The sequence below is a fragment of the uncultured Methylobacterium sp. genome, assembly GCF_964244095.1.
Classification (GTDB): Bacteria; Pseudomonadota; Alphaproteobacteria; order Rhizobiales; family Beijerinckiaceae; genus Methylobacterium.
Genome location: NZ_CAXTHR010000063.1, coordinates 1 through 23,274, shown reverse-complemented (window position 1 = coordinate 23,274; position 23,274 = coordinate 1). Strand labels below are relative to the sequence as shown.

Sequence of the window (23,274 nt, the reverse complement as noted above, 5' to 3'; positions counted from 1 at the left end):
TGATCCGCTCCGTCGACGTGCTGATCTGGGCGCTGATCTGGATCAACGTCGTCGGGCTCGGGCCCTTCGCCGGCGCGCTCGCCATCGCCTGCGCCGATGCCGGCGCGCTCGGCAAGCTGTTCTCGGAAGCCGTCGAGACCGTCGACCGCAAGGCCGGCGAGGGCGTGACGGCGTCCGGCGGCGGCCCGCTCCACCGCATCCGCTTCGGCCTCGTCCCCGCCGTCCTGCCGGTGCTGGGCAGCCAGGTGCTGTACTTCTTTGAATCGAACACGCGCTCGGCGACGATCATCGGCATCGTCGGCGCGGGCGGCATCGGCCAGTACCTCACCGAACTGATCCGGGTGCTCGAACTGCAGCAGGTCGCCTTCCTCGTCCTGATGATCCTCGCCACCGTCGCGGCGATCGATGCCGTGTCCGGCCGCCTGCGCCGGGCGCTGATCGGCGGCGCGGCGCGGTAGCGGCCCGCGCCTATTCCACCACAAGTTCGACCCGGTCGGCGACGAACAGGGTGGTGCCCGCCATGATCCGTCGGCCGCCGGGATCGACGTTGACGCTCGACACCGCGAGCAGCGTCCGGCCCGGCGCGACGTCGAGGCGGGCCGCCTCCTCGGCGGTGGCGGGCCGCACGCCGATCCGCGTCGACAGGCGGGTGTAGTCCGCGATCCCGAACGCCGCGAAGGCGCGGGTGATCGAGCCGGAGCGCGCGTAGGCGGCGTCGAACCCGGCAAAGCGCGGCAGCGGCAGGCTGATCCGCGCCGCCGAGATCGGGGTGCCGTCCGCCCGGTGCAGGGTCAGCATCTCGAGCACGGCATCGCCCGCGGCGATGCCGAGGGCCTGCGCGGCCTCGGCCTCGGCCGGCACCGTCGCCGCCGCCGTCAGGTCGCCCCAGGCCTGGCGGCCCGCCCGCGAGACGATCTCGGAGAAGCGGGTGCGCGGCCCGATCGGGTAGGCGATCGGGCCCTGCTCGACGAAGGTGCCGCGCCCCTGCGTCGCGCGCACCAGCCCGCGCTCGGCCAGCGCGGCGAGCGCCCGGCGCACGGTGTGGCGGTTCACGCCGAACCGCGCCGCCAGCGCGGCCTCCGTCGGAAGCTGGCTGCCGGCGGGATGCTCGCCCCGTCCGACGGCGTCCGCCAGGGCGTCGGCGATCTGCCGCCACGCGGCCAGGCCTTCGCCGCGCCGCAGGGCCGTCACCGGCAGGGCCGTCACCGGGATGTCGCGCGCCTCAGCCATGACGGATCGGAATCGCCCTTGCGTTCATTTGCCGTGTTGTCTATACATATAGACGATTACGGAGGCTTCAGCAGCGTGATGCCGAGCGTCAGCCAAACAGCACCCGGGGCCGTGACGCCAGGGGTCGAGGCCCGGCGCGCCGCGATGGCGCTGTCCGGCGCAGCCACGTCGGGCGAATTGCAGACCGCCCTCGCCGCCGCGGGACTGGCGGCGGACGCCGAGGACCTGCGCGCCCCGGAGACCGGCCTCGTGATGGCGCGGGGCCGCATCGGCGGCGACGGCCGCGCCTTCAACGTCGGCGAGGCGACGGTGACGCGCGCGGCCGTGCGGCTGCCGAGCGGCGAGACCGGCTTCGCCTACCATCTCGGCCGCGACCGCCCGAAGGCGCGGCTCGCCGCGATCCTCGACGCCCACTGGCAACGTGCCGACCGGCGCGCGGCGGTGGAGGCGGCGCTCGCCACGATCGCCGCGCGGCGCGCACGGGACGCGACCGCAGCCGCGCGAAAGACCGCCGCGACGCGGGTGACCTTCTTCACCCTGGCGCGGGGGGAGGATTGATGGCGCTCGCCCGCGGATTTGCCGATCCCGTCCACGACGCGCAGGCCGTGTTCCGCACGGTGATGGATGCGCTCGCGCGGCCCGGCCTCGTGCGACGGCTCGCCTGCGGTCTGGCGCCCCCGGCCCCGCTCACGCCGGAACTCGCCGCCCTCGCGCTGACGCTGGCCGACGCCGACACGCCGATCTGGCTCGACCCGTCCCTCGCCGGGTGCGCGGCGGTGTCCGCGTTCCTGCGCTTCCATGCCGGCGCGCCGATCGTCGCAAACCCGGCCGAGGCCGCCTTCGCCCTGATCGCCGATCCGGGCGCCTGCCCGCCGTTTGCCGCGTTCGCGCAAGGGACACCCGCCTATCCCGACACTTCGGCGACCCTGATCCTCGCGCTCGCCCGGCTGTCGGAAGGGCGCGGCCTCGGCTTCGCGGGACCCGGCATCCGCGGGCGTGCGCAGCTCGACGCGGCGCCACTGCCGCCGGACTGGCCCGAGCGCCTTCAGGCCAACCATGCCGCCTTCCCGCGTGGCGTCGATCTCGTGCTGACCGCGCCCGGTCGCGTCGCCGGCCTGCCGCGCTCGGCGCAGGCTCTCGTGCCCGAGGAAGCCTGAGCCATGTATGTCGCGGTGAAGGGCGGCGAGGCCGCCATCGACAACGCCCACCGCCTGCTCGCAGCGGCGCGCCGCGGCGACCCGGACGTGCCCGACCTCGCCGTGGCGCAGATCCGCGAGCAGATGCGCCTGCTCGTCGACCGGGTGATGACCGAGGGCTCGCTCTACGATCCCGACTTGGCCGCACTCGCCCTGAAGCAGGCCCGCGGCGACGTGGTCGAGGCGGTGTTCCTGGTGCGCGCCTACCGCACGACGCTGCCGCGCTTCGGCGCGACCGAGCCGGTCGAGACCGGCGCCATGACGACGTCGCGAAGAATCTCGGCCACCTTCAAGGACCTGCCCGGCGGGCAGGTGCTCGGGCCGACCTTCGACTACACCCACCGCCTGATCGATTTCTCCCTGGCCGAGGGCGCAAGCCCCGCGGCGCCCGCGGAAGCCGAGCCCGGCCCGGATGCCGGTGCCTGTCCGCGGGTGATGGACCTGCTCGGCGAGGCCGGGCTGGTGGAGCCGTCGCCCCCCGACGCGGGCGCAGCCGTCGGCGACCTCACCCGCGAGCCGGTGGACTACCCCGCCGACCGCGCGGTGCGGCTCCAGGCGCTGGCCCGGGGCGACGAGGGCTTCGTGCTGGGGCTCGCCTACGCGACGCAGCGCGGCTACGGCCGCACCCACCCGTTCGTCGGCGAGGTCCGCTTCGGCACGGTGGCGCTGGACTTCGTCCCCGAGGAACTCGGTTTTCCGGTGGAACTGGGGTCGGTGGCGCTGACCGAGTGCCAGATGCTCAACCAGTTCCACGGTAGCGCCGAGGTCCCGCCCCAGTTCACCCGCGGCTACGGCCTCGTCTTCGGCCAGGGCGAGCGCAAGGCGATGGCGATGGCGCTGGTCGACCGCGCGTTGCGGGCGAGCGAACTCGGCGAGGCGGTCGTCGCCCCGGCCCAGGACCAGGAATTCGTGCTCGCCCATTGCGACAGCCTCCAGGCGACGGGCTTCGTCGAGCACCTCAAGCTGCCGCACCACGTCGACTTCCAGGCCGAGCTGGACCTGGTGCGGCGCCTGCGCGCCGAGCACGCGGCGCGGCGCGTCGCGCCCGCGGACGCGATGCGGGAGGCCGCCGAATGAACGCCGAGGCCGCGACCGGCTACAACTTCGCCTATCTCGACGAGGCCACCAAGCGGATGATCCGCCGCGCCATCCTCAAGGCGATCGCGATCCCCGGCTATCAGGTGCCGTTCGCCGCGCGCGAGATGCCGATGCCCTATGGCTGGGGCACCGGTGGGGTGCAGGTCACCGCCGCGATCCTCGGGCGCCTCGACGTGCTCAAGGTCATCGACCAGGGCGCCGACGACACCACCAACGCGGTCTCGATCCGCCGCTTCTTCTCGGCCACCGCCGGGGTCGCCACGACGACGCGGACGGTCGAGGCCAGCGTGATCCAGACCCGCCACCGCATCCCGGAGGCACCGCTCGCCGAGGGCCAGATCCTCGTGTACCAGGTGCCGATCCCGGAGCCCCTGCGCTTCCTCGAACCGCGCGAGACCGAGACGCGGCACCTGCACGCGCTGTCCGAGTACGGCCTGATGCACGTCAAGCTCTACGAGGACATCGCCCGCCACGGCCACATCGCCACCACCTACGCCTACCCGGTCGAGGTCGCGGGCCGCTACGTCATGGACCCGTCGCCGATCCCGAAGTTCGACAACCCGAAGATGGACGACTGCCCGGCGCTCCAGCTCTTCGGGGCGGGGCGCGAGAAGCGCATCTACGCCGTGCCGCCCTACACCCGCGTGCGCAGCCTCGATTTCGAGGACCACCCGTTCCGGGTGCAGAGCTTCGAGCGCCCCTGCGCGCTCTGCGGCGCGGACGACGTCTATCTCGACGAGGTCGTCCTCGACGATGCCGGCGGGCGGATGTTCGTGTGCTCGGACACCGACCATTGCGAGAACCGGCGGGCGGAGGGGTTCGTCGGAGACCGGGCGGCAGGAGATCGGGCGGCATGAGCGATCCCCGGCGCGTCGAACCCCTGCTCTCGGTCCGCGGCCTGACCAAGCGCTACGGCGCGCGCGCCGCCTGCGAAGCCGTCAGCTTCGACCTCGACGCGGGCGAGGTACTGGCGGTGGTGGGCGAATCCGGCTCCGGCAAGTCGACGCTGCTCGCGGGGATCGCCGGCGAGACGGCGCTCGATGCCGGCTCCGTCGCCTACCGGATGCGCGACGGCGCCAGCCGCGACCTCGCGACCTTGAGCGAGCCCGAGCGCCGCGCGCTGATGCGCACCGACTGGGGCTTCGTGCGCCAGGACGCGGCGCAGGGCCTGCGCATGGCGGTCTCGGCCGGCGGCAACGTCGGCGAGCGCCTGATGGGGATCGGTGAGCGCCATTATGGCCGCATCCGCGCCACCGCGCTCGACTGGCTCGGCCGCGTCGAGATCGCGCCCGACCGGATCGACGACCCGCCGACGCGCTTCTCCGGCGGCATGCGCCAGCGCCTGCAGATCGCCCGCAACCTCGTGACCGGCCCCCGCCTCGTGCTGATGGACGAGCCGACCTCGGGGCTCGACGTCTCGGTGCAGGCGCGCCTGCTCGACATGGTCCGGGGCCTGGTCGCCGAACTCGGGCTCGCCGTCGTCATCGTCACGCATGATCTTGCCGTGGCGCGCCTGCTGTCGCACCGCATCCTCGTGATGCGCCACGGCCGGGTGATCGAGACCGGGCTGACCGACCAGGTCCTCGACGACCCGCAGGCCGCCTACACCCAGCTCCTCGTCTCCTCGGTGCTCGCCGCATGACCCCGCTGATCGTCTTCGAGAATGTCGGCAAGAGCTTCACCCTGCACCTGCGCGGCGGCGCGGTGCTGCCGGTGATCGCAGGCGCGGGCCTTGCCGTGCATCCGGGCGAGTGCGTCGTGCTCGGCGGCGCCTCGGGTTCGGGCAAGTCGTCGCTCCTGAAGATGGCCTACGGCAACTACCGCTGCGAGCGCGGCGCGATCCGGGTGCGGGACGGCGCCCGCGTCGTCGACGTCGCCCGCGCCGCGCCGCGCGAGATCCTGAGCCTGCGCCGGCACGTGGTCGGCTACGTCTCGCAGTTCCTGCGCGTGATCCCCCGCGTCGGCGCCCGCGCGATCGTCGCGGCGGCGGGCGTCGAGGGCGGTCTCGCCCCCGGGGCGGCGCGAAGCCGGGCCGCCGACCTCCTGACCCGCCTCGCCCTGCCCGAGCGCCTGTGGGACCTGCCGCCCGCGACCTTCTCGGGCGGCGAGCAGCAGCGGGTCAACATCGCCCGCGGCCTGATCGCGGAGCGCCCGCTCCTGCTGCTCGACGAGCCCACGGCCTCCCTCGACGCCCGCAACCGCGCCGTCGTGGTGGAGCTGATCCACGAGAAGCGGGCGGCGGGCGCCGGGATTCTCGGCATCTTCCACGACGCCGACCTGCGCGCGGCGGTGGCGACCCGGGCGGTCGACGTGGCGGCCTTCCACGGCGGGGCGGCGGCATGAGCGGGGGAGGCGGGACGATGGCGGGTCGGGTCGCGATCATCGAGAACGCGCGCCTCGTGCTGCCGGACCGGGTGGCGGCCGGCTGGCTCGCGGTGGTCGACGGGCGCATCGCCGAGGTCGGCGAGGGCTGCGCCCCGGAACGCGGCCTCGACCTGTCCGGCGACACCCTGATCCCCGGCCTCGTCGAGCTGCACACCGACCATCTCGAGAGCCACTACGCCCCGCGCCCGGGCGTGCGCTGGCATCCGCTCGGGGCCGTGCTCGCCTACGATGCGCAGATCGCGGCCTCGGGCATCACCACCGTGTTCGATTCCCTGCGCGCGGGAACCGACCCGGACGGAAGCGGGCTTGGCTCCGAACTCGGTGCGCTGGCGCAGGCGATCGCGGACGCGCGGGGTTCGGGCCTGTTCCGGGCGGAGCACCGCACCCATCTGCGCTGTGAGACCCCGTCGGCCGACGTCGTCGACACCGTCCGCGCCTTCGCCGCCCGGTTCCCGGTCGGGCTGATCTCGCTGATGGACCACACCCCCGGGCAGCGTCAGTTCCGGGACGTGTCGAAATACTACCAGTATGCCGGACGCGGCGGCCGGCCGATCGCGGCGATCAAGGCCGGCACGGCGCGCAAGATCCGCGACGGCGCCGCGATGAACGCGGTCAACCGTCCGGCCCTGGTCGCATTGGCGCGCGAACGGAACATCCCGCTGGCGAGCCACGACGACACCACGCTCGACGACGTCGCGATGTCCTGCGCGGAATCCGTGGCGCTCGCCGAGTTCCCGACGACGCGCGAGGCGGCCCAGGCCTCGCACGAGGCCGGCATCACGGTGATGATGGGAGCGCCCAACCTCATCCGCGGCGGCTCGCATTCCGGCAACGTCGCGGCGCAGGATCTCGCGGAGGCGGGCCTGCTCAGCATCCTGTCCTCGGATTACGTGCCCGCGAGCCTGCTGATGGCGGCCTTCCGGCTGCCCGAGCAGGTGCCGGGCTTCAGCCTGCCCGCGGCGGTGGCCACCGTGACGGCCAACCCCGCCCGGGCGACGGGCCTCGACGACCGCGGCCGGATCGCGGCGGGCCTGCGCGCCGACCTCGTCCGCGTGCGGATCGCGCAGGGCATCCCGGTCGTGCGCGAGGTCTGGCGCGCCGGCGAGCGGGTGGCGTGAGGGTCCGCGGCGGCTTCGTCCTCGTGGTCGGCCCGAGCGGGGCGGGCAAGGACATGCTGATCGGGCACGCCCGGACGGCGCTCGCCGACGATCCGCGCTTCGTCTTCCCGCGCCGGCTCGTGACACGGCCGCCGTCGGCGCACGAGGACAACGTCGAGATCGCGCAGGCGGCCTTCGACCAGGGCGCGGCCGCGGGCGCCTTCGCCCTGAGCTGGCGCGCCCACGGACTGGGCTACGCGATTCCCGCCGAGGCCGTGCCGTCGGCCGAGCGCGGCCACGTCGTCGTCTGCAACGTCTCCCGCCGCGTGGTCGAGGCGGCGCGCCGCCGCCTTCCGCACGTCCACGTGGTGGCGGTGACGGCCGCGCCGGAGGTCCTCGCCCGGCGCCTCGCGGCCCGCGGCCGGGCGCAGGACGGCGACCTCGCCGCCCGCCTCGCGCGCGCGGCCCCGATCCTCGCCGACGACACCATCCGCAACGACGGCGAACCCACCCGCGCAGTCGAGCGGTTCATCGCCTGTCTTCGCGAGCAGGCTCGCTGAGGACGGCGAATGGCCTCCCGTCCCGTCGAGGTTGACCAATAGGTTGCCCGATCGCACCGAGAAATTTCGCGGATCACCAAAAAACCTTCTCCCTTCAGCGCGACATGTTCGCGCTCGTCCGGGCGATGTTCAAGAACGCGTGGGAGCAACGGACGGCGCAGGCGGAATCGATCATTGCCGCGAGCGCGAAGCGATCGACAAGCTGATGGAACGGATCGTCGAGACTGAGAGCCCGGCCGTTATCGCAGCCTATGAGGGTTAAGATCGCGGCGCTGGAAAACCGGAAGCTTGTCATGGCCGAGAAGATCGAAGCCGGCACCCGCCCGCGGCACGCCTTCGAAGATTTGTTCGAACGCGCCATGGTGTTCCTCGCAAACCCTTGAAATATAAGGGCTTTCGGCGACTTTGCGATGCGCCGCCTCGTGCTTCGTCTGGCCTTCGCCGAGCGCATTCCCTATCGCCGCGGCGATAGGTTTTCGAACGCGAAATTCACGTTGCCTTTCAACATCTTAAAGGAGATTGACACGCAAAAGTAAGGAGATGGCGCACCCGACACGATTCGAACGTGTGACCTTTGCCTTCGGAGGGCAACGCTCTATCCAGCTGAGCTACGGGTGCAGGCCGCAGGAATTTCCTAGCCGATGCGGCAGCAGGGTGCAACGCTTGGATGACGGGTCGCAGCGGGTCTCGCTCGACGGAATCTCGGCGAGATCTCCGAAGACAGGGGCATACCAAATCTGATGCAGACTGTGCGGAAACGCGGCTGAGGATTTTTCGGTTTGATGCACGAGGGTCGATTTTGCGGTATTCTGGCGCAAACGCCACAAGCGGCTTAGCTTTCAGCGCCGCGGGGTTTCTATGTCGTCCGCCATGAGTTCGATCGCTGCGGCCACCTCGCGCAACAAGTCAGGGTCGTTCGGCAACTCGAACGTAGACCATGCCGAACTGATGCCGGCGTAATTCATGTATATTCCGGCCATACTGTCGCCATGTATGAATACGCCGGTTGCTCTGTGCGTCGTTTCCTTTCCCCGCTTCCCGTGTTCAACGATGGTGAAGTCGGCATCACCAGGGAAGGGGGCTATGAAGCCGTTCGCCGCTTTGTGTGCCGTCTTCACTTACCTATGCGATCTGCATGAACCGGGGGTCGATCGCGGCGCCCTGGGGCGTCATCATACCCTGCCCCACGAATGGCAAGAGCATTTCAAGCTGATCTGGACTCTGTTTCCGCTTCGGCCCGGCCACCGCCCGCTTCGGCAGAGGCAACGGTGGCAGTTTCGGCAAGCACCCGGCTAGGGCGTGTCGTCATTTCGGGACTTCCGCTTGGGGCGGGATTTTGGTTCAAGCGGTCAGCGACTTGGAGCTGACCGATGCGCCGCTACGCCCTTCGCGACGATCAGTGGGATCGGATTCGGGATCTGCTTTCCGGTCGCCTCGGTTCAGTTGGCGTGACGGCCAAGGACAACCGTCTTTTCGTCGAGGGGTCGTGTACCGCTACCGGGCCGGCGTCGCTTGGCGCGACCTGCCCGAGCGCTTCGGGGATGAGGTCAAGGTGCAGCGCCGCTTCAGCCGCTGGGCGCAGTCTGGCGTCTGGGAGCGGGTGTTCCGGCACCTCTGCGCAGAGACCGACAACGAACACGCGATGATCGACTCGACGGTCGTGCGCGCTCACCGCCGAGCAGGAGCGGCTCGTCGCTGCGCACGAGTACGACGACGAGATGCCGGAGGCGGTCGACGACCGGCTCGGCGAGATCGAGGCGGCGCTGGACGAATTGGCGGACCGTCCGACCAGACCGAGCCGCACCGGGCGCGAGCGGTTCCTGCTCGTCGGGACGTGGTTCAGCGAGACCATCGTCGCCGTCGTCATCTCGCCGCTCGGGACGGAGGCGTGTGATGTGGTGAGCGGCCGCCCCGCCAGCGCCAAGGAGAGGGCCGCCTATGCCGAAGCCTGACCACGCCCCCGGCTACGTGCCGAACCCCGACTACTCCCAGGAGGACTGGGACGAGGTGTGCGACAACCCCGAACTGACAGACGCGGAGATCGCCGAGTTGCGGCCCGCCGCCGAGGTCCTGCGGCCCGCGCTCTACGCCGCCCTCGTCAACCGAGGCGGTCGCCCGAAGGCCGAGGTCCGGCGCGTCCCGATCTCGCTGCGGGTCGATCCCAACGTGCTGGCCGCCTTCAAGGCCGATGGCCCCGGCTGGCAGACCCGGATGAACGAGGCGCTGGCCGCGGCGGTGGCCGAGACCACGAAGCGCCGCCGACCGGCCTAGCGGGGCTCGCGTGACCGCCGTCCAGGTCGGCGCCCTGATCGACCTCCCGTTCGCGTGGCTGCTCCTCGCTGGAGCGCCTTCGCGCAACACCATGCGCAGGTGGAGGCGGAACGCCCGTCGCAGCGGCGCGCCCGCCGACGTGGCCTTCGACCGATGGGTCAGGCGGAACGGGAGGAACCGTGGGACGGTGGCCCGCATCCGCTCGGCCTCACCGGAGGATCAGTCTGCCTTTGCCAGGGTGGTCGCCGCCGCTCGGGAGATCCACGAGGCGATCACGAGGGGCGATGTGACGGATCAGGCGAGAAAGCGGATTACGGCGGAGTATGCTCCGGCGTGGGTCGAACAGTGCGGCCCTGACATCGCGTGCAGGGCTTCGAGGATGCTGGATCGTTGCGGTCCCGTAGCTTTCTTGCTGCCCGGTGAACTGGCCCACGTCGCCCTGAGCAACGACGCCTATTGCTCGGGCTTGCGCCTCCTGTCTTCGTCAGCGACCACCTCCACTACCGCGATGGCGTTCTCCAGTTCCGCGATCTGACGCAGGATGCTGGCGGCGGGCAGGGCATCGACTTCGGCAGCAGCGAGGATGAGGTCGCGCTGAAGCGCCTTGAGCGGTCAAGCAGGCCGATACCGAGCTCATACATTTCTATCTCGACCCATTCTCTGCGACGCTTCGATACTGGCCTGCTCCCTGAAAAGTGGTCCTCCTTGAGGTATGGCTTTGAGCCATGTAGAGGATGGTTTCATGGGACGGAAGAAGCATACGGCTGAAGAGATCGTTGCCAATCTGTGGCAGGTTGATGTCTTGGTCTCACAAGGACGGAAGTTTGCCGAAGCAATCCGGTCGATTGAAGTGACGGAGGTCACGTATTACCGCTGGCGATCCGAGTCTGGTGGCTTGAAGGGGGATCAGGTCGAGCGGCTGAAGTCATTGGAGACGGAGAACCTTCGGCTTCGCCGAGCGATCTCGGATCTGACGTTGGAGAAGCTGATCCTGAAGGAAGCCGCCTCGGGACCCGAAGGGCAGCGCCAGCAAAACTTCTGAGCCCGGCTCGCCGCCGGGCTTGTGTCGAATACGTCGTTGCCGAGCATGGCGTATCGGAACGCTTTGCCTGCCGTGTGCTGGGCCAGCACCGTTCAACCCAGCGCAAGTGCGCCGTGCTGCGCGAAGATGAGGTCGCCCTGACGGCCGCCATCGTCGCCCTGGAGCATTTTCCATGATCCCCGGATCACGGGAAAATGCTCTAAATCTTTGTGTGGTCGCATTTTCTTCACGCGAGCCGGCATCCACCTCGCTGGAAAATGCTCTAGCTCTGCAGTATGGCCGCTACGGCTACCGTCGGATCATGGCCTTGCTCCGGCGTGACGGCTGGACGGTGAATGTGAAGCGGGTCGAACGGATCTGGCAACGTGAAGGGATCAAGGTTCCCGCTCGTCAGCCGAAACGGGCGCGCCTTTGGCTCGGCGACGGCTCGTGCCTGCGCTCGCGGCCCGAGCGCCCTGGCCACGTCTGGTCCTACGACTTCGTCGAGCACCGCACGCACAACGGTCGCAAGTACCGGATGCTGAACGTCATCGACGCGTTCACACGCGAGTGCTTGGCGATCCGCGTATCCCGCAAGCTGAAGGCACGCGACGTGATCGATGTGCTCTCGGGTCTGTTCAGTCTTCGCGGTGTGCCGGGTCATATCCGCTTGGACAATGGGCCGGAGTTCATCGCCAAAGCTGTTCAGAACTGGATCGCAGCGGCCGGCTCGAACACCGTCTACATCGAGCCAAGGCAGCCCGTGGAAAAACGGCTATTGCGAGAGCTTCAAGGCTAAGCTGCGAGACGAACTCCTCAACGGCGAGGTGTTCTACACGCTCAAGGAGGCCGGCGTCGTGATCGAGCAGTGGCGGAGGCACGACAACAGCATTCGACCGCACGCCTGCGCATGTCCACCTGACCGTGCGCGCGGCGGGTTATGATGGTCGCCGGCTCAATCCGCGCAAAGCCGGCCTGCGCCACTGGCGCGAGCAGTTCGCGCAGGAGCTTCGGTCGCGCGGGGTCGCAGCGGAGGCGACCCCGCGGCGCACCAGGGGCAAGGTGCGAAAGGCCGATTGGGGAAAGGTCCGGGCCATCAAGCAACGCGGCGAGCAGCCCCGGGTGGAGCGCCAGGCGCGCGAGGAGGTGGCGCGGGCGCAGTCCCGGGAGGCGGCCGAACGGCCTTGGGAGACGCGGATCCGGGAGCGGCAGGGCAACATCCGGACCCGCTATCTTGCGTTTGCCGAAGAGATCAGCCGCTCAGCCGACCCGGCCGACAGGGCCCTGCCCGGAGCGTTATCACTGCTACGGATCGTCCCGAGGCCAAGGCTCGATTGCGACCACACGACTGGCTCCATTCGGCTAGACTGACGGCCACGGCGCCATAGCGCGAAACGGTCCGCCCCCGATCAGGGAACGGCCCCAAATCTCACCCAATGGACATCAGGCTCGCATTGCCGCCGGCTGCGGCCGTGTTGACCGAGACCGAGCACTCTTCGAGCAGGCCCGTGAGTTCGTAATCCAGGCCCATCCGGATCTCGTCCGGCGTCAGGGCGTAGATCGGCACGATCGCTCCGGGCCGGTCGACGATCGCGCGGTTCAGCACGCGAAGGTCGTCGATGGTGCCCTCGAACAACACCGCACGGAGGGTCCCGGCCTGCTCGAGGCTGTCGATGATCGCCATCCGGGCCGCGACCTCGACGGGCAGGTCTGAGATGGCCGGCAGCAGAACGCTGTCGCCCTCGACCAGCGCCGTGTTCCCCGTTGCCAGGATCGCGCCCAGCTGGATCAGAAGCCCATGGGCGCTCGCCGCGACGGCGACGACCCGCCCGCGGGGGCGCAACGCATAGACGTTGCGTTCGCCGACAGGCCCCGAAAGTTCGACCTCGGCATCGAGTACGCAGCGCGTGAGACAAGCGAGCACACGCTCGGCTTCCCGGTGGTGCCCGGTCCGTCGCAGCCAGTCGATGTAGACGCGGGCGGGACCGAGGCCGGTCTCCGCCCGCGCGAGGCCGTGGAGGGCGGCGGGGTCCGGAGCAGGCGCCCGAGGTAGAGTGGCCCGCCGGCCTTCGGACCCGTTCCCGACAGCCCCGAACCGCCGAACGGCTGCAGGCCGACTACCGCGCCGATGATGTTACGGTTCACGTAGACGTTGCCGGCCTCGATGCGGCTCACGACGCGGGCGATCGTCTCGTCGATGCGGGTGTGGACTCCGAAGGTCAGGCCGTAGCCCGTGGCGTTGATGGCGTCGACCAGCGCGTCGAGCTTCTCGCGCGCGTACCGGACGACGTGGAGGACGGGGCCGAAGATCTCGGTCTCGACATCCGCGATGCGGGCGATCTCGATGATCGTCGGCGCGACGAAGGTGCCCTTCGCGGTGCCCGGCCCGAGCGGCAAGCGATGGATCCGGTGCCCCCGCGCCCGCATCGTCGTGACATGGCGCTCGATCGTCCCGGCGGCCTCCGCCGAGATCACCTGTCCGACATCGACCGAGAACCTGCGGGTGTCGCCGACTTCCAACTCGTCGAAGGCCCCCTTCAGCATCGCTATGGTGCGGTCCGCCACGTCTTCCTGGAGACATAGAATCCGAAGGGCCGAGCAGCGCTGGCCGGCGGAATCGAACGCGGAGGCCAGCACGTCGCCGACGACCTGCTCGGCGAGCGCCGACGAGTCGACGACGAGCGCATTCTGCCCGCCCGTCTCGGCGATCAGCGGCACCGGCCGGCCGGTCACCGTGAGGCGATCCGCCAGACGGCGCTGGATCAGGCGCGCCACGGCGGTCGAACCGGTGAACATCACCCCCTGGACGCGCGCATCCGCCACCAGGGCGGCGCCGACCTCGCCGGCGCCGGGCAGGATCTGCAGGACGGTGTCCGGGATCCCGGCCTCCATGAGGAGGCGCACCGCCTCCGCCGCGACCAGGGGCGTTTCCTCGGCGGGCTTGGCCAGCACCGGGTTTCCGGCGGCCAGCGCGGCGGCGACCTGGCCGGTGAAGATCGCCAGCGGGAAATTCCAGGGCGAGATGCACACGATCGGCCCGAGCGGCTCATGGACATCCACCGAGAGGGTGCGCTCGGCCTCGCCCGCGTAGTAGCGCAGGAAGTCCACCGCCTCCCGGATCTCGGCGATGGCGTTCGGGAGCGACTTGCCCGCCTCGCGGACGATCAGGCCGAGAAGGACCGGCATCCGCCGCTCGAAGGCGTCGGCCGCCCGGCGCAGCGCTGCGGCACGGATATCGGCCGGCGTGGCGGCCCAGGCGGGGGCGGCCGTGGCAGCCATCGCCACGGCCGTGTCGATGTCGGCGGGGTCCGCCGAGAGGACGCGACCGACGACATCGTCGCGATCCGCCGGGTTGCGGACGCATTCCTCGGTCGAACCGGCGTCCCGCCCGGAGGGAACGGCGGTCCAGACGATGCGCTCGCTGACGACGAGATCGTTCGCCAGGGCGGCCAGCACGGATTCGTCGCTGAGGTCCAGCCCGGAGGCGTTGGCACGCCCGTTTCCGTAGATCGCGCGGGGCGAGGCGATCTTCCCGTGCGGCGCGCCGGGGGCGGCCATGGCGCGAACGGTCGCCACCGGGTCGGCGATCAGTTCCTCGATCGATATGGTCTCGTCGGCGATGCGATGGACGAACGACGAGTTCGCGCCGTTCTCCAACAGGCGGCGCACGAGGTAGGCCAGCAGCGTCTCGTGCGTGCCGACCGGCGCATAGATCCGGCAGGGCCGGTCGAGCTTGCCCGACCCGACGACGGCTTCGTAGAGCGGCTCGCCCATCCCGTGCAGCCACTGGAACTCGTATTGCCCGCTATAGAAGTTCGAGCCGGCCATCTCGACGATGGCGGCGAGCGTCTGGGCGTTGTGCATCGCGAATTGCGGGAACACCGCATCCGGGGCGGCCAGGAACTTGCGCGCGCAGGCCAGGTACGAAACGTCCGTGTGGACCTTTCGCGTGAAGACCGGGAAATCCGCCAAGCCGTCGACCTGGGCGCGCTTGATCTCCGTGTTCCAGTAGGCCCCCTTGACGAGGCGCACCATCAGACGTCGCCCGGATCGACGCCCCAGGTCCACGAGATAGTCGATCAGGGCCGTGCAGCGATTTCCGTAGGCCTGGATGACGAAGCCGAGGCCGTTCCATCCGGCGAGGTCTGGATCGGTCGCGAGGGTTTCGAGATGTCCAGGGACAGGTCGAGGCGGTCCGCCTCCTCGGCGTCGATGTTCAGGCCGATGTCGTACCCCTTCGCCGCTCCGGCGAGGGCCTTCACCCGGGGCACGAGTTCGGCGAGGACGCGATCGCGCTTGGCCCGCACGTAGCGCGGATGGAGGGCGGACAGCTTGATCGAGATCCCGGCACCGTCGTAGAGGCCCTTGCCCGCCGACGCCCTGCCGATCGCGTGGATGGCGTCCTCATACGACGCAAGGTACCGCCTTGCGTCCCCGGCGGTCGTCGCGGCTTCGCCGAGCATGTCGTAGGAATAGCGGAAGCCGCGGCGTTCCATCCTCCGGCTGTGCGAGAGTGCTCCGGCGATCGTCTGCCCCGTGACGAACTGCTCGCCCATCATCCGCATGGCGAGATCCGTGCCCTTGCGGATGAGCGGCTCGCCGCCGCGCCCGATGAGGCGCGTCAACGCGGACGAAAGGCCGAATTCGCTTGTCGTCGTGGTGAGCCGCCCGGTGACCACCAGTCCCCAGGTCGCCGCGTTGACGAAGAGCGACGGACTGCGCCCGACATGGGCGCGCCAATCCCCGGTTGAGATCTTATCTCGAATGAGATCGTCGCGCGTCGCGTCGTCCGGAATGCGCAGGAGCGCCTCGGCGAGGCACATCAGCGCGACGCCTTCCTGGCTCGAAAGCGAATACTCGTGGATCAAGCCTTCCACCCCGCCGCCGCGGGCCTTGCCGCGCAGGGTCTCCACCAGCCGCCGCGCGGTCGCCGAGGCGCGCGCAGCCTGCGCCGCCGGAAGCTCGGCCAGCTCTAGCAGTGGGGCGAGGCATTCTGCCTCCGGCCTGCGATAGCCCGCGACGATCGCGGACCGGAGCGGCGATAGCCGGGGGAGGTGCGCGCGGAAGGCGGAAAACGTTGGAGCATTCCCGTCGCGGTCCGGATCGTTCAAGGCTGGCACGGGCATGAAAGACCCTCGACCATCGCGACTTGAGCGGGCGCGAACCACGCGGATCGCCCTCGACAAACGAGACGTAGCGTTCGAATGACCGCTTTAGAATCCCCGATTTTGGCCATATGATAGAGGTATTCTCTAGAGAAGCGGGCTCCGATAGTGAACACCATCGACTCGCTCGATGCCAGGATTCTCGCGACCGTGCAGCGTGATGGACGCATCTCCACGGTGGATCTGGCAGAGCAACTCCGTCTCTCTCCCACGGCCACGGGTGAGCGGCTGAAGCGCCTCACCCGCGACGGCTACATCGCGGGCTACGCGGCGCGACTAAATCCAGATAAGCTCGATCTCGGGCTGCTCGTCTTCATTGAGGTCATGCTCGACAAGACCACGGCGAGCGTCTTCGACCGGTTCTCCAGGGAGGTGCAACGCACCCCGCAGATCCTCGAATGCCACATGGTTGCCGGGGGGTTCGATTACCTGCTCAAGGTGCGGGTGAAGGACATGGCGGCGTATCGTCGTTTCCTCGGGGACGTCATGGTGGATCTGCCCGGCGTGAAGGAGACGCGGACCTACGCCGTCATGGAAGAGGTCAAGAGCGACGGTCCACTCCCGGTATGAGCCGCATCCTCGGCGTCGGGCCAGAGCCTGCCGAGAGCATCCGCGGCCTGCGTTCGGGTCCGGCCCTCGATGATCCAGCCGGGCCGGGGCATGCGGCGTTGGCCTACGGCGCACGCCGCTGCGTCACGGCCTCGGTGAAGACCGGCTCCCATGCCATGATGTGGCGCGTCATCAGCAGGGCCGGATCGGTCTCGATGCGCCCGAGGACGCAATCGACGATGCGGTAGTGCTCGGCCACCGACTCCACCTGCCGGGCACGCCCCGCGACGGACTGGATGCCGTAGAGACGCATCTTGTCGCGAAGCTTCAGCACGATCTGGGTCAGGATCGGATTGCCGGCCCGTGTCAGGAGCTCGGCATGGAAGGCGCGATCCGCCGCAAGGTAGCCTGCCACGTCGCCACTCTCGACCGCCCGCGCGATGTCGTCCGCCCGGGACGTCAGTTCTGCCGCTTCGCTGGCGCCCGCCTGCACGAGCTTGACGAAGGCGGTCGCTTCCAGTTGGACGCGGACCTCGAACAGATCGCGCAATTCGTCGAGAGTCGGATCGACGACGCGGAAGCCGCGGTTGCGGATCGGCTGCAGCAGGCCATCCGCCGTTAACCGCAGCAGGGCCTCGCGGACCGGCGTCGTCGAGATGCCGAGCGCGCGTGAGAGCGCCGGTACGGAGAACACCGTTCCCGGTCCGATCGCGCCCGACAGGATGTCGAGGTGTAACTGGCGCTCGACGCGCTCGCGCAGGTTCGCGTCCGTGGATGGCGGCGCGGTCCGATCCATCTGGTCCAGCACGTGACGTTTCCTCCCGCAGATCTTGTAACCCTTTTCCCGACGCGGCTGAACGATGCTGGGAATTGTAGTAGTGCGTGACGCTCTACCAAGACTCATACCATGGCCGCCGACGTCAAAGAGGGCTACTGCACCCTGTGCCGGTCGCGATGCGGCTCGCTCAACAGCGTGGTCGACGGTCGCCTCGTTGCCGCGGCCCCTAACCCTGCCCACCCAACCGGCGCCGCGCTCTGTGCGAAGGGCCGAGCGGCGCCGGAACTTCTCGGTAGCCCGCGGCGGCTGACGAGGCCGCTCCGACGCACGCGTCCACGCGGCGACCCGGATCCCGGTTGGGTCGAGATCGGCTGGGACGAGGCGTTGCGTGCAGTCGCCGGGCGCCTCGGCGACCTGCGGGCACGATACGGGGCCGAGACGGTCGCGTTCGCCGTCACCACGCCGAGCGGCACACCGATGGTCGACAGCTTCGAGTGGGTGGAGCGCCTCGTCCGCTGCTTCGGCAGCCCGAACCTGATCTACGGTGTCGAAATCTGCGGCTGGCACAAGGATTACGCCCATGCCCTGACCTTCGGCCGCGGGATCGGTGTGCCCGACTACGAGGCCGCCGACACCATCGTGCTCTGGGGCCACGACCCGACCCGTACATGGCTCGCCCAGGCGACGCGCATCGCCGAGGCGCGCCGACGAGGCGCCCTGGTGGGGGTGGTCGATCCGAAGCGCGGCGGCTCCGGGGAGACTGCGGACCTATGGCTGCCGATCCGGCCCGGCGCGGACGGAGCCCTGGCGATGGGCGCGATCCGGCATCTCCTGACCGAACGGTGCTACGACGAAGCCTTCGTGCGCGACTGGACCGACGCAGCGTTCCTCGTCGATCGGGGCAGCGGCCGGCTGCTGCGGGCGGACGCCTTGTGGCCCGACCAGGACGGCGAGCGCTTCGTTGTCCTCGACGCGTCGGGTATCCCGCGGCTCCGCGACACCGGCCGCCCTCCCATCCCCGGAGAGGCCGTGCGACTCGACGCGCAGGTCGACCTCGTCGATGCAAGCGGCCGGGTCCGATCCTGCGCCAGCGTCCTGCACTTGCTGGCGCGGGAGGCCGCCCCTTACGACCGCGCGCACGTGGCCGCGATCACGCAGCTCGATCGCGCCGCGATCGATCGGTTCAACGCCTTGTTCGCAGGGGCGCCGCGGCTCGCCTATCACACTTGGACCGGCGTCGGTCAGCACACCAACGCCACGGCCACGGAGCGCGCCATCGCGACGCTCTATGCGCTGACCGGCGCGGTGGACCGCGCGGGCGGCAACCTCTGGACGACCGCACCGCCGACCCGGCTCGTGAACGATTACGCGCTGCTGGCACCCGAGCAGCAGCGCAAGGCGCTCGGCCTCGACGAACTCCCCCTCGGGCCGCTGAGCCGGGGCTGGATCACCGCGCGCGACTTCGCCCGTGCGGCGCTTGAAGGCGTCCCCTATCGGGTGCGCGGCCTGATGAGTTTCGGGACCAACTTCGTGGTCTCGCAGGGCGGCTCGGAGCGCAACCGCGCCGCTTTGGAATCGCTCGACGTCCACGTCCATGTCGACATGTTCATGAATCCGACGGCGGAGAACGCCGACATCGTCCTCCCCGCGAGCCTGCCGTGGGAGCGGGAAGCACTGAAGGTCGGCTTCGAGATCACGCAAAGGGCGGTCGAGCTGGTGCAGTTGCGCCAGCGCATGGTGCCGCCCCTGGCCGAGACCCGCGCGGACTACGCCATCGCCTTCGACCTCGCCTGCCGCCTCGGACATGCCGAGGCCTTCTTCGGCGGCTCCGTGGAGGCGGGCTGGAACCACCAGCTCGCGCCGGTGGGCCTGACCGTCGCCGACCTGCGCGCCCGCCCGGAGGGCATCCGGGTCGAGCAGCCGCACGGCACGCGTAAGTATGCGGACCGGCGCGCCGACGGGTCGGTGGCGGGCTTCCCGACGCCGACGCGGCGGGTCGCGCTCTATTCCGAACAGCTCCTCGCGCACGGCCATGCCCCGCTCGCGGGCCATGTCGAGCCCGTGGGTCTCCGGGGCGCGCCCGCGGCCGGCCTGCCGCTGGTGATGTCCACGGCCAAGACGGGCTGGTACGTGCACAGCGCCTGCCGAACTTCATCAACCCGTTCTGGATGCTGCCGCTGCTGGGCGTGCTGGGGCTGAAGTCGCGGGACCTGATCGGCTACACGGCGGTGCAGTTTTTCGTGCATTTGCCCGTGATGCTGCTGCTGGCCGCGATCCTGATGACGACGTTCACCTATCAGCCGCCGATCATGCCCTGAACCGCGAACGAGGTACCATGACGACGGAGCCCGCGATGATCCGCTTCTTCGATCGGGACGCCGTCCATGCCGGCCTGGACTATCCGGTGCTGATCGCCGCCCTTCGCGAAGCCTTCGCGGCGGCGGAGGTCGAGGCCCCCGTACGCATGGCCTACGACGTCGGTACGCCGGAGGCGCCGGGCCGGCTGCTGACGATGCCCGCCTGGCGCCGAGGCGACGCGCTGGGCGTCAAGCTCGTGAACGTGTTCCCGCGCAATGCCGTGCACGACCTCGGTGCCGTCCAAGCCACCTACGTCCTATTCAACGGGGCCACGGGCGTTCCCCGGGCCCTGATCGACGGCGAGGCGCTCACCAACCGCAGGACGGCGGCAACCTCGGCGCTCGCCTCGACCTACCTGTCCCGGTCCGACAGCCGCGTCCTGACCCTCGTCGGCACCGGCCATCTCGCCCCCGCCCTCGCCATGGGCCACGCCGCGGTGCGGCCGATCCGCCGCGCCCTGGTCTGGGGCCGGTCCATCGACCGAGCCACGGCGCTGACATCCCGGCTGCGCGACGCCGGCCTCGCGGCGGAGCCGGTGCCGGATCTCGCGGATGCCGTGGCGCAGGCCGACATCGTGAGCTGCGCCACCGTCTCGACGGAACCGCTGGTGTTCGGGCGCCACGTCCGGCCCGGCACCCACATCGATCTCGTCGGCGCCTTCACGCCGGAGATGCGCGAGAGCGACGGTGCGCTGATCGGCGCGAGCCGGGTCTACGTCGACACCAAGGCCGCGGCACTCAAGGAGGCTGGCGACCTAACGCAGGCGATTGCGGCGGGCACGTGGTCGGCAGATCGTCTCTGCGGCGACCTGCACGACCTTTGCGCCGGGCGTCGGGCCGGACGTGGTAACGATCAGGAGACGACAGTGTTCAAGTCGGTCGGCGCCGCCCTTGAGGATCTGGTCGCCGCAGAGCTGCTTCTGCGCTGACATCCGTCTCGATGCGGAGGCTTGGCGATCCGCACAATTTCAAGGGAGGCACGTCGCTGTCTAAAGCCTACGGTCTGATTCAGCGATTCTCCGAAGACATCGACGTGACGGTCTTTCGTGACGATCTCGATGAGGCAGCTTCGGTCGAGAAGCTCGAAGCACTGTCGAACATGGAGCGCAGGGCCAAGCTCAACGCGATCCGAGACGCATGCCTGAGCGATACCGGTCCGGCGGCCGGCCGGGATCGGTTTCGGCCGCGCGGTTAACCGGTTCGCAATCCGGTCCGGCGTAATGTCGGGTTCGTAGGGCGCCGCAGCGGATCGGCGCCTCCCACCGATTGCGTGCCGAACCCGACGACCGAGCCGGCGTTTCGGAGACAGTGGAGCAGGTTGTCCATGGCCCTCGACCTCAGCATGCCGATCCTGGTCGTCGACGACTACCAGACGATGGTCCGCATCATCCGCAACCTGCTGAAGCAACTCGGCTTCGAGGAGGTCGACGACGCCTCCGACGGCACCGCGGCGCTCGCCCGGCTCAAAGGGCGCAAGTACGGGCTCGTGATCTCGGACTGGAACATGGAGCCGATGACCGGCTACGAGCTGCTCCGGCACGTCCGCGCCGACGAGGGGTTGCGCACCACGCCGTTCATCATGGTGACCGCCGAATCGAAGACCGAGAACGTCATCGCCGCCAAGAAGGCAGGCGTGAACAACTACATCGTCAAGCCGTTCAACGCCGCCACCCTGAAGAGCAAGATCGAAGCGGTCTGCGGCGCCTGAGACGCGGAAGCGGGCCGGTTCGAGGCGGGGGGATGACGCTGATGGGATCGCTGCGAAAGCCCGCCGCCATGAGCGATCCGGCGGCGATGGTCTCCGAACTCGTCGAGATCGCCGACTACATCAGCCACCTGCGCCGCGAGATCGCGGCGCTGAGGGCCAACGAGCTGACGCACGACCGCATCCCCATGGCGCACGAGGAGCTCGGCAGCGTGCTCTCGGCGACGGCGGGTGCGACCAACACCATCATGGAGGCCGCCGAAGCGATGCTGGCGCTGCCGGACGGTCCCGGCTACCGCGCGAACGTCGAGGCGGCGGTCGGCACGATCTTCGAGGCCTGCGCCTTCCAGGACATCACCGGCCAGCGCATCGGCAAGGTGGTGGAGGCGTTGCGGCAGTTCGAGCTTCGGCTCGCGCGCTTCGCCAGCGCGGTCAAGGCGCGGGACGCCGCCGGCCACGATCCGACCGAGGCCGAACGCCGCGAGCGCGCCGAGCGCCTGCTCCTCAACGGCCCGCAGGTCCACGGCCCGGCCACGGCCCAGGACGACATCGACGCCCTGTTCGCGTGAGCGGACGGGCGCCGCGTACACCGGGCCGCGCCTCGACGGTCGCGCGCATCCTCGGGTAAGACTTGCACAAGTCGGCGATGATCCCGACCGATGGTCGGAATCGTCGCACCCGGCGGACGACCGCCGCCCCGCAGTCGCGGGGGCCGATCGACGATGCGTAAGGCTCATCGTCGATCGGTATGAGTCTGCGGCGGCGTGCGATCGCGTCAACCGACGCACGCGCCGGCCCGAGAAGGACCGAACGGGACATGGCGGCACGGCTCTGGTCCGACCTGACCACGCGGGACTTCGCCGTGCTGCGCATGGCCGAGACGGTCGCGGTCCTGCCGGTCGCGGCGATCGAGCAGCACGGCCCCCACCTGCCGCTCGGCACCGACGCGATCATCATGGAGGGCTACCTCGCCCGCGCCCGCGCGCTGGTGCCGGACGACCTCGACGTGCTGGTGCTTCCGGTCCAGGCGGTCGGCAAGTCCGACGAGCACGACGCCTTCCCCGGAACCCTCTCGCTCACCACCGGGACGGCGCTGGCCGCCTGGACCGGGATCGGCGCCGGCATCCACCGGGCCGGCTGCGGGAAGCTCGTGATCGTCACCGCGCATGGCGGCAACAGCGGGCTGATCGACCTCGTCGCGGGAGAGCTCCGCGCGCGCTTCGGGATGGTCGCTGTGACCACCGCCTGGAGCCGGTTCGGCTATCCGGACGGGCTGTTCCCGCAGGACGAGATCGTCCACGGCATCCATGCGGGCGGGATCGAGACCGCGCTGATGCTGGCCCTGCGCCCCGACCTCGTGCGGGCGGACGCCGTCGCCGACTTTCCCCCGCGCACCCGCGCGATGGCCGCCACCTTCACGCATCTGCGCGCCGGGCGGCCGGCCGCCTTCGCCTGGAAGGCCGGCGACCTCAACCCGTCCGGCGCGGCCGGCGACGCGCGGCTCGGCAGCGCGGCGGCGGGCGAGGCCGCCCTCGACCACGGCGCCCGGGCCTTCGTGGCGTTGCTGCGGGACGTGGCGCGGTTCCGGCTCGACGGCTGATGCCGCCCGCTTTGCCTTGGAGCATTTTCCAGCGAGGTGGATACCGGCTCGCGTGAAGAAAATGCAACCACACAGAGACTTAGAGCATTTTCAGTGATCCAGGGATCATGGAACATGCTCCAAGTGTATGGTCCCGGGATGAGGTGGTTCGGGTCGATCTTGAACCGGTCTGGATCTTTGGTCCAGGCCTGACAGATGGTCTGGAACGGTGTCTTCCAACGCAGTGCCTTGAGGTGCTTGGCGAAGTTGTAAGTCGTCACGA

Annotated in this window: 23 protein-coding genes, 1 tRNA gene and 7 pseudogenes; 24 read left to right on the top strand and 7 right to left on the bottom strand. The window is 69.8% G+C overall.

Going from position 1 to position 23,274, the window contains the following annotated elements:
• On the top strand, nucleotides 1-458 hold a 458-nt coding region (locus tag ACFE86_RS11730), incomplete at its 5' end, for a PhnE/PtxC family ABC transporter permease (protein WP_375455507.1).
• Between the two features lie 10 nt (nucleotides 459-468).
• On the opposite strand, the gene phnF is transcribed toward ACFE86_RS11730, so the two are convergent.
• A complete protein-coding gene (gene phnF, locus ACFE86_RS11725; protein WP_375455506.1) occupies nucleotides 469-1,230 on the bottom strand; it encodes a phosphonate metabolism transcriptional regulator PhnF in 762 nt (253 codons plus the stop codon).
• 78 nt (nucleotides 1,231-1,308) lie between these two features.
• Here phnF and phnG point away from each other — a divergent pair, with 78 nt between their 5' ends.
• From phnG to phnN, 8 genes are read left to right on the top strand one after another with little or no spacing between them, the layout of a single operon-like run.
• Nucleotides 1,309-1,788, top strand: coding sequence for a phosphonate C-P lyase system protein PhnG (phnG, locus tag ACFE86_RS11720; RefSeq protein ID WP_375455505.1), 480 nt, complete (start codon nucleotides 1,309-1,311; stop codon nucleotides 1,786-1,788).
• Nucleotides 1,788-2,387, top strand: coding sequence for a phosphonate C-P lyase system protein PhnH (phnH, locus tag ACFE86_RS11715; RefSeq protein WP_375455504.1), 600 nt, complete (start codon nucleotides 1,788-1,790; stop codon nucleotides 2,385-2,387). Before phnG ends, phnH begins: the two co-directional genes overlap by 1 nt.
• A 3-nt stretch (nucleotides 2,388-2,390) precedes the next feature.
• Entirely contained in the window at nucleotides 2,391-3,503 is a 1,113-nt protein-coding gene (locus ACFE86_RS11710; protein ID WP_375455503.1) for a carbon-phosphorus lyase complex subunit PhnI, read from the top strand.
• Entirely contained in the window at nucleotides 3,500-4,381 is an 882-nt protein-coding gene (locus ACFE86_RS11705; protein ID WP_375455502.1) for an alpha-D-ribose 1-methylphosphonate 5-phosphate C-P-lyase PhnJ, read from the top strand. Before ACFE86_RS11710 ends, ACFE86_RS11705 begins: the two co-directional genes overlap by 4 nt.
• Nucleotides 4,378-5,166 carry a phosphonate C-P lyase system protein PhnK gene (gene phnK, locus ACFE86_RS11700; RefSeq protein WP_375455501.1) on the top strand — a complete coding sequence of 263 codons (789 nt, stop codon included), beginning with the start codon at nucleotides 4,378-4,380 and terminating at the stop codon, nucleotides 5,164-5,166. The genes ACFE86_RS11705 and phnK overlap by 4 nt, the downstream gene beginning before the upstream one ends.
• Nucleotides 5,163-5,867, top strand: coding sequence for a phosphonate C-P lyase system protein PhnL (gene phnL, locus ACFE86_RS11695; protein WP_375455500.1), 705 nt, complete (start codon nucleotides 5,163-5,165; stop codon nucleotides 5,865-5,867). Before phnK ends, phnL begins: the two co-directional genes overlap by 4 nt.
• Before the next feature lie 17 nt (nucleotides 5,868-5,884).
• Nucleotides 5,885-7,027: an alpha-D-ribose 1-methylphosphonate 5-triphosphate diphosphatase gene (locus tag ACFE86_RS11690; RefSeq protein WP_375455499.1), complete on the top strand. Its 1,143-nt coding sequence runs from the start codon at nucleotides 5,885-5,887 to the stop codon at nucleotides 7,025-7,027.
• On the top strand, nucleotides 7,024-7,566 hold the full coding sequence (phnN, locus tag ACFE86_RS11685; protein WP_375455498.1) for a phosphonate metabolism protein/1,5-bisphosphokinase (PRPP-forming) PhnN: 543 nt from the start codon (nucleotides 7,024-7,026) through the stop codon (nucleotides 7,564-7,566). The genes ACFE86_RS11690 and phnN overlap by 4 nt, the downstream gene beginning before the upstream one ends.
• A 94-nt stretch (nucleotides 7,567-7,660) precedes the next feature.
• Here the strand turns inward: phnN and ACFE86_RS11680 are convergent, their stop codons facing one another.
• The 3 genes from ACFE86_RS11680 to ACFE86_RS11670 all read right to left on the bottom strand — a co-directional run bounded on the left by ACFE86_RS11680 (nucleotide 7,661) and on the right by ACFE86_RS11670 (nucleotide 8,684).
• The gene (locus ACFE86_RS11680) at nucleotides 7,661-7,927 is read right to left on the bottom strand and encodes a hypothetical protein (RefSeq protein WP_375455497.1); all 267 of its coding nucleotides are present in this window, start codon (nucleotides 7,925-7,927) and stop codon (nucleotides 7,661-7,663) included.
• 180 nt (nucleotides 7,928-8,107) lie between these two features.
• Nucleotides 8,108-8,184, bottom strand: a tRNA-Arg gene (locus ACFE86_RS11675).
• 221 nt (nucleotides 8,185-8,405) lie between these two features.
• Nucleotides 8,406-8,684 carry a hypothetical protein gene (locus tag ACFE86_RS11670; protein WP_375455496.1) on the bottom strand — a complete coding sequence of 93 codons (279 nt, stop codon included), beginning with the start codon at nucleotides 8,682-8,684 and terminating at the stop codon, nucleotides 8,406-8,408.
• A gap of 252 nt (nucleotides 8,685-8,936) precedes the next feature.
• Between ACFE86_RS11670 and ACFE86_RS11665 the strand changes: the two are divergent.
• From ACFE86_RS11665 to ACFE86_RS11635, 7 genes and pseudogenes are all read left to right on the top strand, one after another.
• Nucleotides 8,937-9,328: pseudogene (locus tag ACFE86_RS11665) on the top strand (IS5 family transposase); the annotation flags it as partial.
• Nucleotides 9,285-9,518 carry a hypothetical protein gene (locus ACFE86_RS11660; protein WP_375455495.1) on the top strand — a complete coding sequence of 78 codons (234 nt, stop codon included), beginning with the start codon at nucleotides 9,285-9,287 and terminating at the stop codon, nucleotides 9,516-9,518. The pseudogene ACFE86_RS11665 and the gene ACFE86_RS11660, both read left to right, overlap by 44 nt.
• Nucleotides 9,505-9,837, top strand: a complete 333-nt coding sequence (locus ACFE86_RS11655; protein ID WP_375455494.1) for a BrnA antitoxin family protein — start codon at nucleotides 9,505-9,507, stop codon at nucleotides 9,835-9,837. Before ACFE86_RS11660 ends, ACFE86_RS11655 begins: the two co-directional genes overlap by 14 nt.
• A 187-nt stretch (nucleotides 9,838-10,024) precedes the next feature.
• The gene (locus ACFE86_RS11650; protein WP_375455493.1) at nucleotides 10,025-10,372 is read left to right on the top strand and encodes a hypothetical protein; all 348 of its coding nucleotides are present in this window, start codon (nucleotides 10,025-10,027) and stop codon (nucleotides 10,370-10,372) included.
• A 207-nt stretch (nucleotides 10,373-10,579) separates the two neighbouring features.
• Nucleotides 10,580-11,034, top strand: a pseudogene (locus ACFE86_RS11645) (transposase); the annotation flags it as partial.
• Nucleotides 11,035-11,138: 104 nt separating this feature from the next.
• Nucleotides 11,139-11,802: pseudogene (locus ACFE86_RS11640) on the top strand (IS3 family transposase); the annotation flags it as partial.
• Entirely contained in the window at nucleotides 11,783-12,229 is a 447-nt protein-coding gene (locus ACFE86_RS11635; RefSeq protein WP_375455492.1) for a hypothetical protein, read from the top strand. The pseudogene ACFE86_RS11640 and the gene ACFE86_RS11635, both read left to right, overlap by 20 nt.
• Before the next feature lie 58 nt (nucleotides 12,230-12,287).
• Here the strand turns inward: ACFE86_RS11635 and putA are convergent.
• Nucleotides 12,288-15,984, bottom strand: a pseudogene (gene putA / locus ACFE86_RS11630) (trifunctional transcriptional regulator/proline dehydrogenase/L-glutamate gamma-semialdehyde dehydrogenase).
• 147 nt (nucleotides 15,985-16,131) lie between these two features.
• Here putA and ACFE86_RS11625 point away from each other — a divergent pair.
• On the top strand, nucleotides 16,132-16,593 hold the full coding sequence (locus tag ACFE86_RS11625; protein ID WP_375455491.1) for an Lrp/AsnC ligand binding domain-containing protein: 462 nt from the start codon (nucleotides 16,132-16,134) through the stop codon (nucleotides 16,591-16,593).
• A 103-nt stretch (nucleotides 16,594-16,696) separates the two neighbouring features.
• On the opposite strand, the gene ACFE86_RS11620 is transcribed toward ACFE86_RS11625, so the two are convergent.
• Nucleotides 16,697-17,476 carry a GntR family transcriptional regulator gene (locus ACFE86_RS11620; RefSeq protein ID WP_375455490.1) on the bottom strand — a complete coding sequence of 260 codons (780 nt, stop codon included), beginning with the start codon at nucleotides 17,474-17,476 and terminating at the stop codon, nucleotides 16,697-16,699.
• 3 nt (nucleotides 17,477-17,479) lie between these two features.
• Between ACFE86_RS11620 and ACFE86_RS11615 the strand changes: the two genes are divergently transcribed.
• From ACFE86_RS11615 to ACFE86_RS11585, 7 genes and pseudogenes are all read left to right on the top strand, one after another.
• Entirely contained in the window at nucleotides 17,480-19,549 is a 2,070-nt protein-coding gene (locus ACFE86_RS11615; RefSeq protein ID WP_375455489.1) for a molybdopterin-dependent oxidoreductase, read from the top strand.
• Nucleotides 19,483-19,668, top strand: a pseudogene (locus tag ACFE86_RS11610) (TIGR00366 family protein); the annotation flags it as partial. The gene ACFE86_RS11615 and the pseudogene ACFE86_RS11610, both read left to right, overlap by 67 nt.
• Before the next feature lie 17 nt (nucleotides 19,669-19,685).
• Complete coding sequence (locus tag ACFE86_RS11605) at nucleotides 19,686-20,636, top strand: ornithine cyclodeaminase family protein (RefSeq protein WP_375455488.1); 951 nt, start codon at nucleotides 19,686-19,688, stop codon at nucleotides 20,634-20,636.
• Between the two features lie 29 nt (nucleotides 20,637-20,665).
• A pseudogene (locus tag ACFE86_RS11600) lies at nucleotides 20,666-20,848 on the top strand (nucleotidyl transferase AbiEii/AbiGii toxin family protein); the annotation flags it as partial.
• A gap of 183 nt (nucleotides 20,849-21,031) precedes the next feature.
• The gene (locus ACFE86_RS11595; RefSeq protein WP_147729619.1) at nucleotides 21,032-21,415 is read left to right on the top strand and encodes a response regulator; all 384 of its coding nucleotides are present in this window, start codon (nucleotides 21,032-21,034) and stop codon (nucleotides 21,413-21,415) included.
• Between the two features lie 41 nt (nucleotides 21,416-21,456).
• Nucleotides 21,457-21,981, top strand: a complete 525-nt coding sequence (locus ACFE86_RS11590) for a protein phosphatase CheZ (RefSeq protein ID WP_375455487.1) — start codon at nucleotides 21,457-21,459, stop codon at nucleotides 21,979-21,981.
• Between the two features lie 248 nt (nucleotides 21,982-22,229).
• Nucleotides 22,230-23,012, top strand: coding sequence for a creatininase family protein (locus tag ACFE86_RS11585; RefSeq protein ID WP_375455486.1), 783 nt, complete (start codon nucleotides 22,230-22,232; stop codon nucleotides 23,010-23,012).
• 122 nt (nucleotides 23,013-23,134) lie between these two features.
• Here ACFE86_RS11585 and ACFE86_RS11580 read toward each other — a convergent pair.
• Nucleotides 23,135-23,274 (bottom strand): annotated as a pseudogene (locus ACFE86_RS11580) (IS481 family transposase); the annotation flags it as partial.

Excerpts from the sequence above, each read along its gene's own strand:
- ACFE86_RS11585 (WP_375455486.1), top strand. The coding sequence starts at position 22,230 with ATGGCGGCACGGCTCTGGTCCGACCTGACCACGCGGGACTTCGCCGTG.
- ACFE86_RS11605 (WP_375455488.1), top strand. The coding sequence starts at position 19,686 with ATGACGACGGAGCCCGCGATGATCCGCTTCTTCGATCGGGACGCCGTC.
- ACFE86_RS11595 (WP_147729619.1), top strand. The coding sequence starts at position 21,032 with ATGGCCCTCGACCTCAGCATGCCGATCCTGGTCGTCGACGACTACCAG.
- phnH (WP_375455504.1), top strand. The coding sequence starts at position 1,788 with ATGGCGCTCGCCCGCGGATTTGCCGATCCCGTCCACGACGCGCAGGCC.
- ACFE86_RS11590 (WP_375455487.1), top strand. The coding sequence starts at position 21,457 with ATGGGATCGCTGCGAAAGCCCGCCGCCATGAGCGATCCGGCGGCGATG.
- phnG (WP_375455505.1), top strand. The coding sequence starts at position 1,309 with ATGCCGAGCGTCAGCCAAACAGCACCCGGGGCCGTGACGCCAGGGGTC.
- ACFE86_RS11655 (WP_375455494.1), top strand. The coding sequence starts at position 9,505 with ATGCCGAAGCCTGACCACGCCCCCGGCTACGTGCCGAACCCCGACTAC.
- ACFE86_RS11710 (WP_375455503.1), top strand. The coding sequence starts at position 2,391 with ATGTATGTCGCGGTGAAGGGCGGCGAGGCCGCCATCGACAACGCCCAC.
- ACFE86_RS11705 (WP_375455502.1), top strand. The coding sequence starts at position 3,500 with ATGAACGCCGAGGCCGCGACCGGCTACAACTTCGCCTATCTCGACGAG.
- ACFE86_RS11620 (WP_375455490.1), bottom strand. The coding sequence starts at position 17,476 with ATGAGTCTTGGTAGAGCGTCACGCACTACTACAATTCCCAGCATCGTT.
- phnL (WP_375455500.1), top strand. The coding sequence starts at position 5,163 with ATGACCCCGCTGATCGTCTTCGAGAATGTCGGCAAGAGCTTCACCCTG.
- ACFE86_RS11690 (WP_375455499.1), top strand. The coding sequence starts at position 5,885 with ATGGCGGGTCGGGTCGCGATCATCGAGAACGCGCGCCTCGTGCTGCCG.
- ACFE86_RS11660 (WP_375455495.1), top strand. The coding sequence starts at position 9,285 with ATGCCGGAGGCGGTCGACGACCGGCTCGGCGAGATCGAGGCGGCGCTG.
- phnK (WP_375455501.1), top strand. The coding sequence starts at position 4,378 with ATGAGCGATCCCCGGCGCGTCGAACCCCTGCTCTCGGTCCGCGGCCTG.
- ACFE86_RS11680 (WP_375455497.1), bottom strand. The coding sequence starts at position 7,927 with ATGGCGCGTTCGAACAAATCTTCGAAGGCGTGCCGCGGGCGGGTGCCG.
- ACFE86_RS11615 (WP_375455489.1), top strand. The coding sequence starts at position 17,480 with ATGGCCGCCGACGTCAAAGAGGGCTACTGCACCCTGTGCCGGTCGCGA.
- phnF (WP_375455506.1), bottom strand. The coding sequence starts at position 1,230 with ATGGCTGAGGCGCGCGACATCCCGGTGACGGCCCTGCCGGTGACGGCC.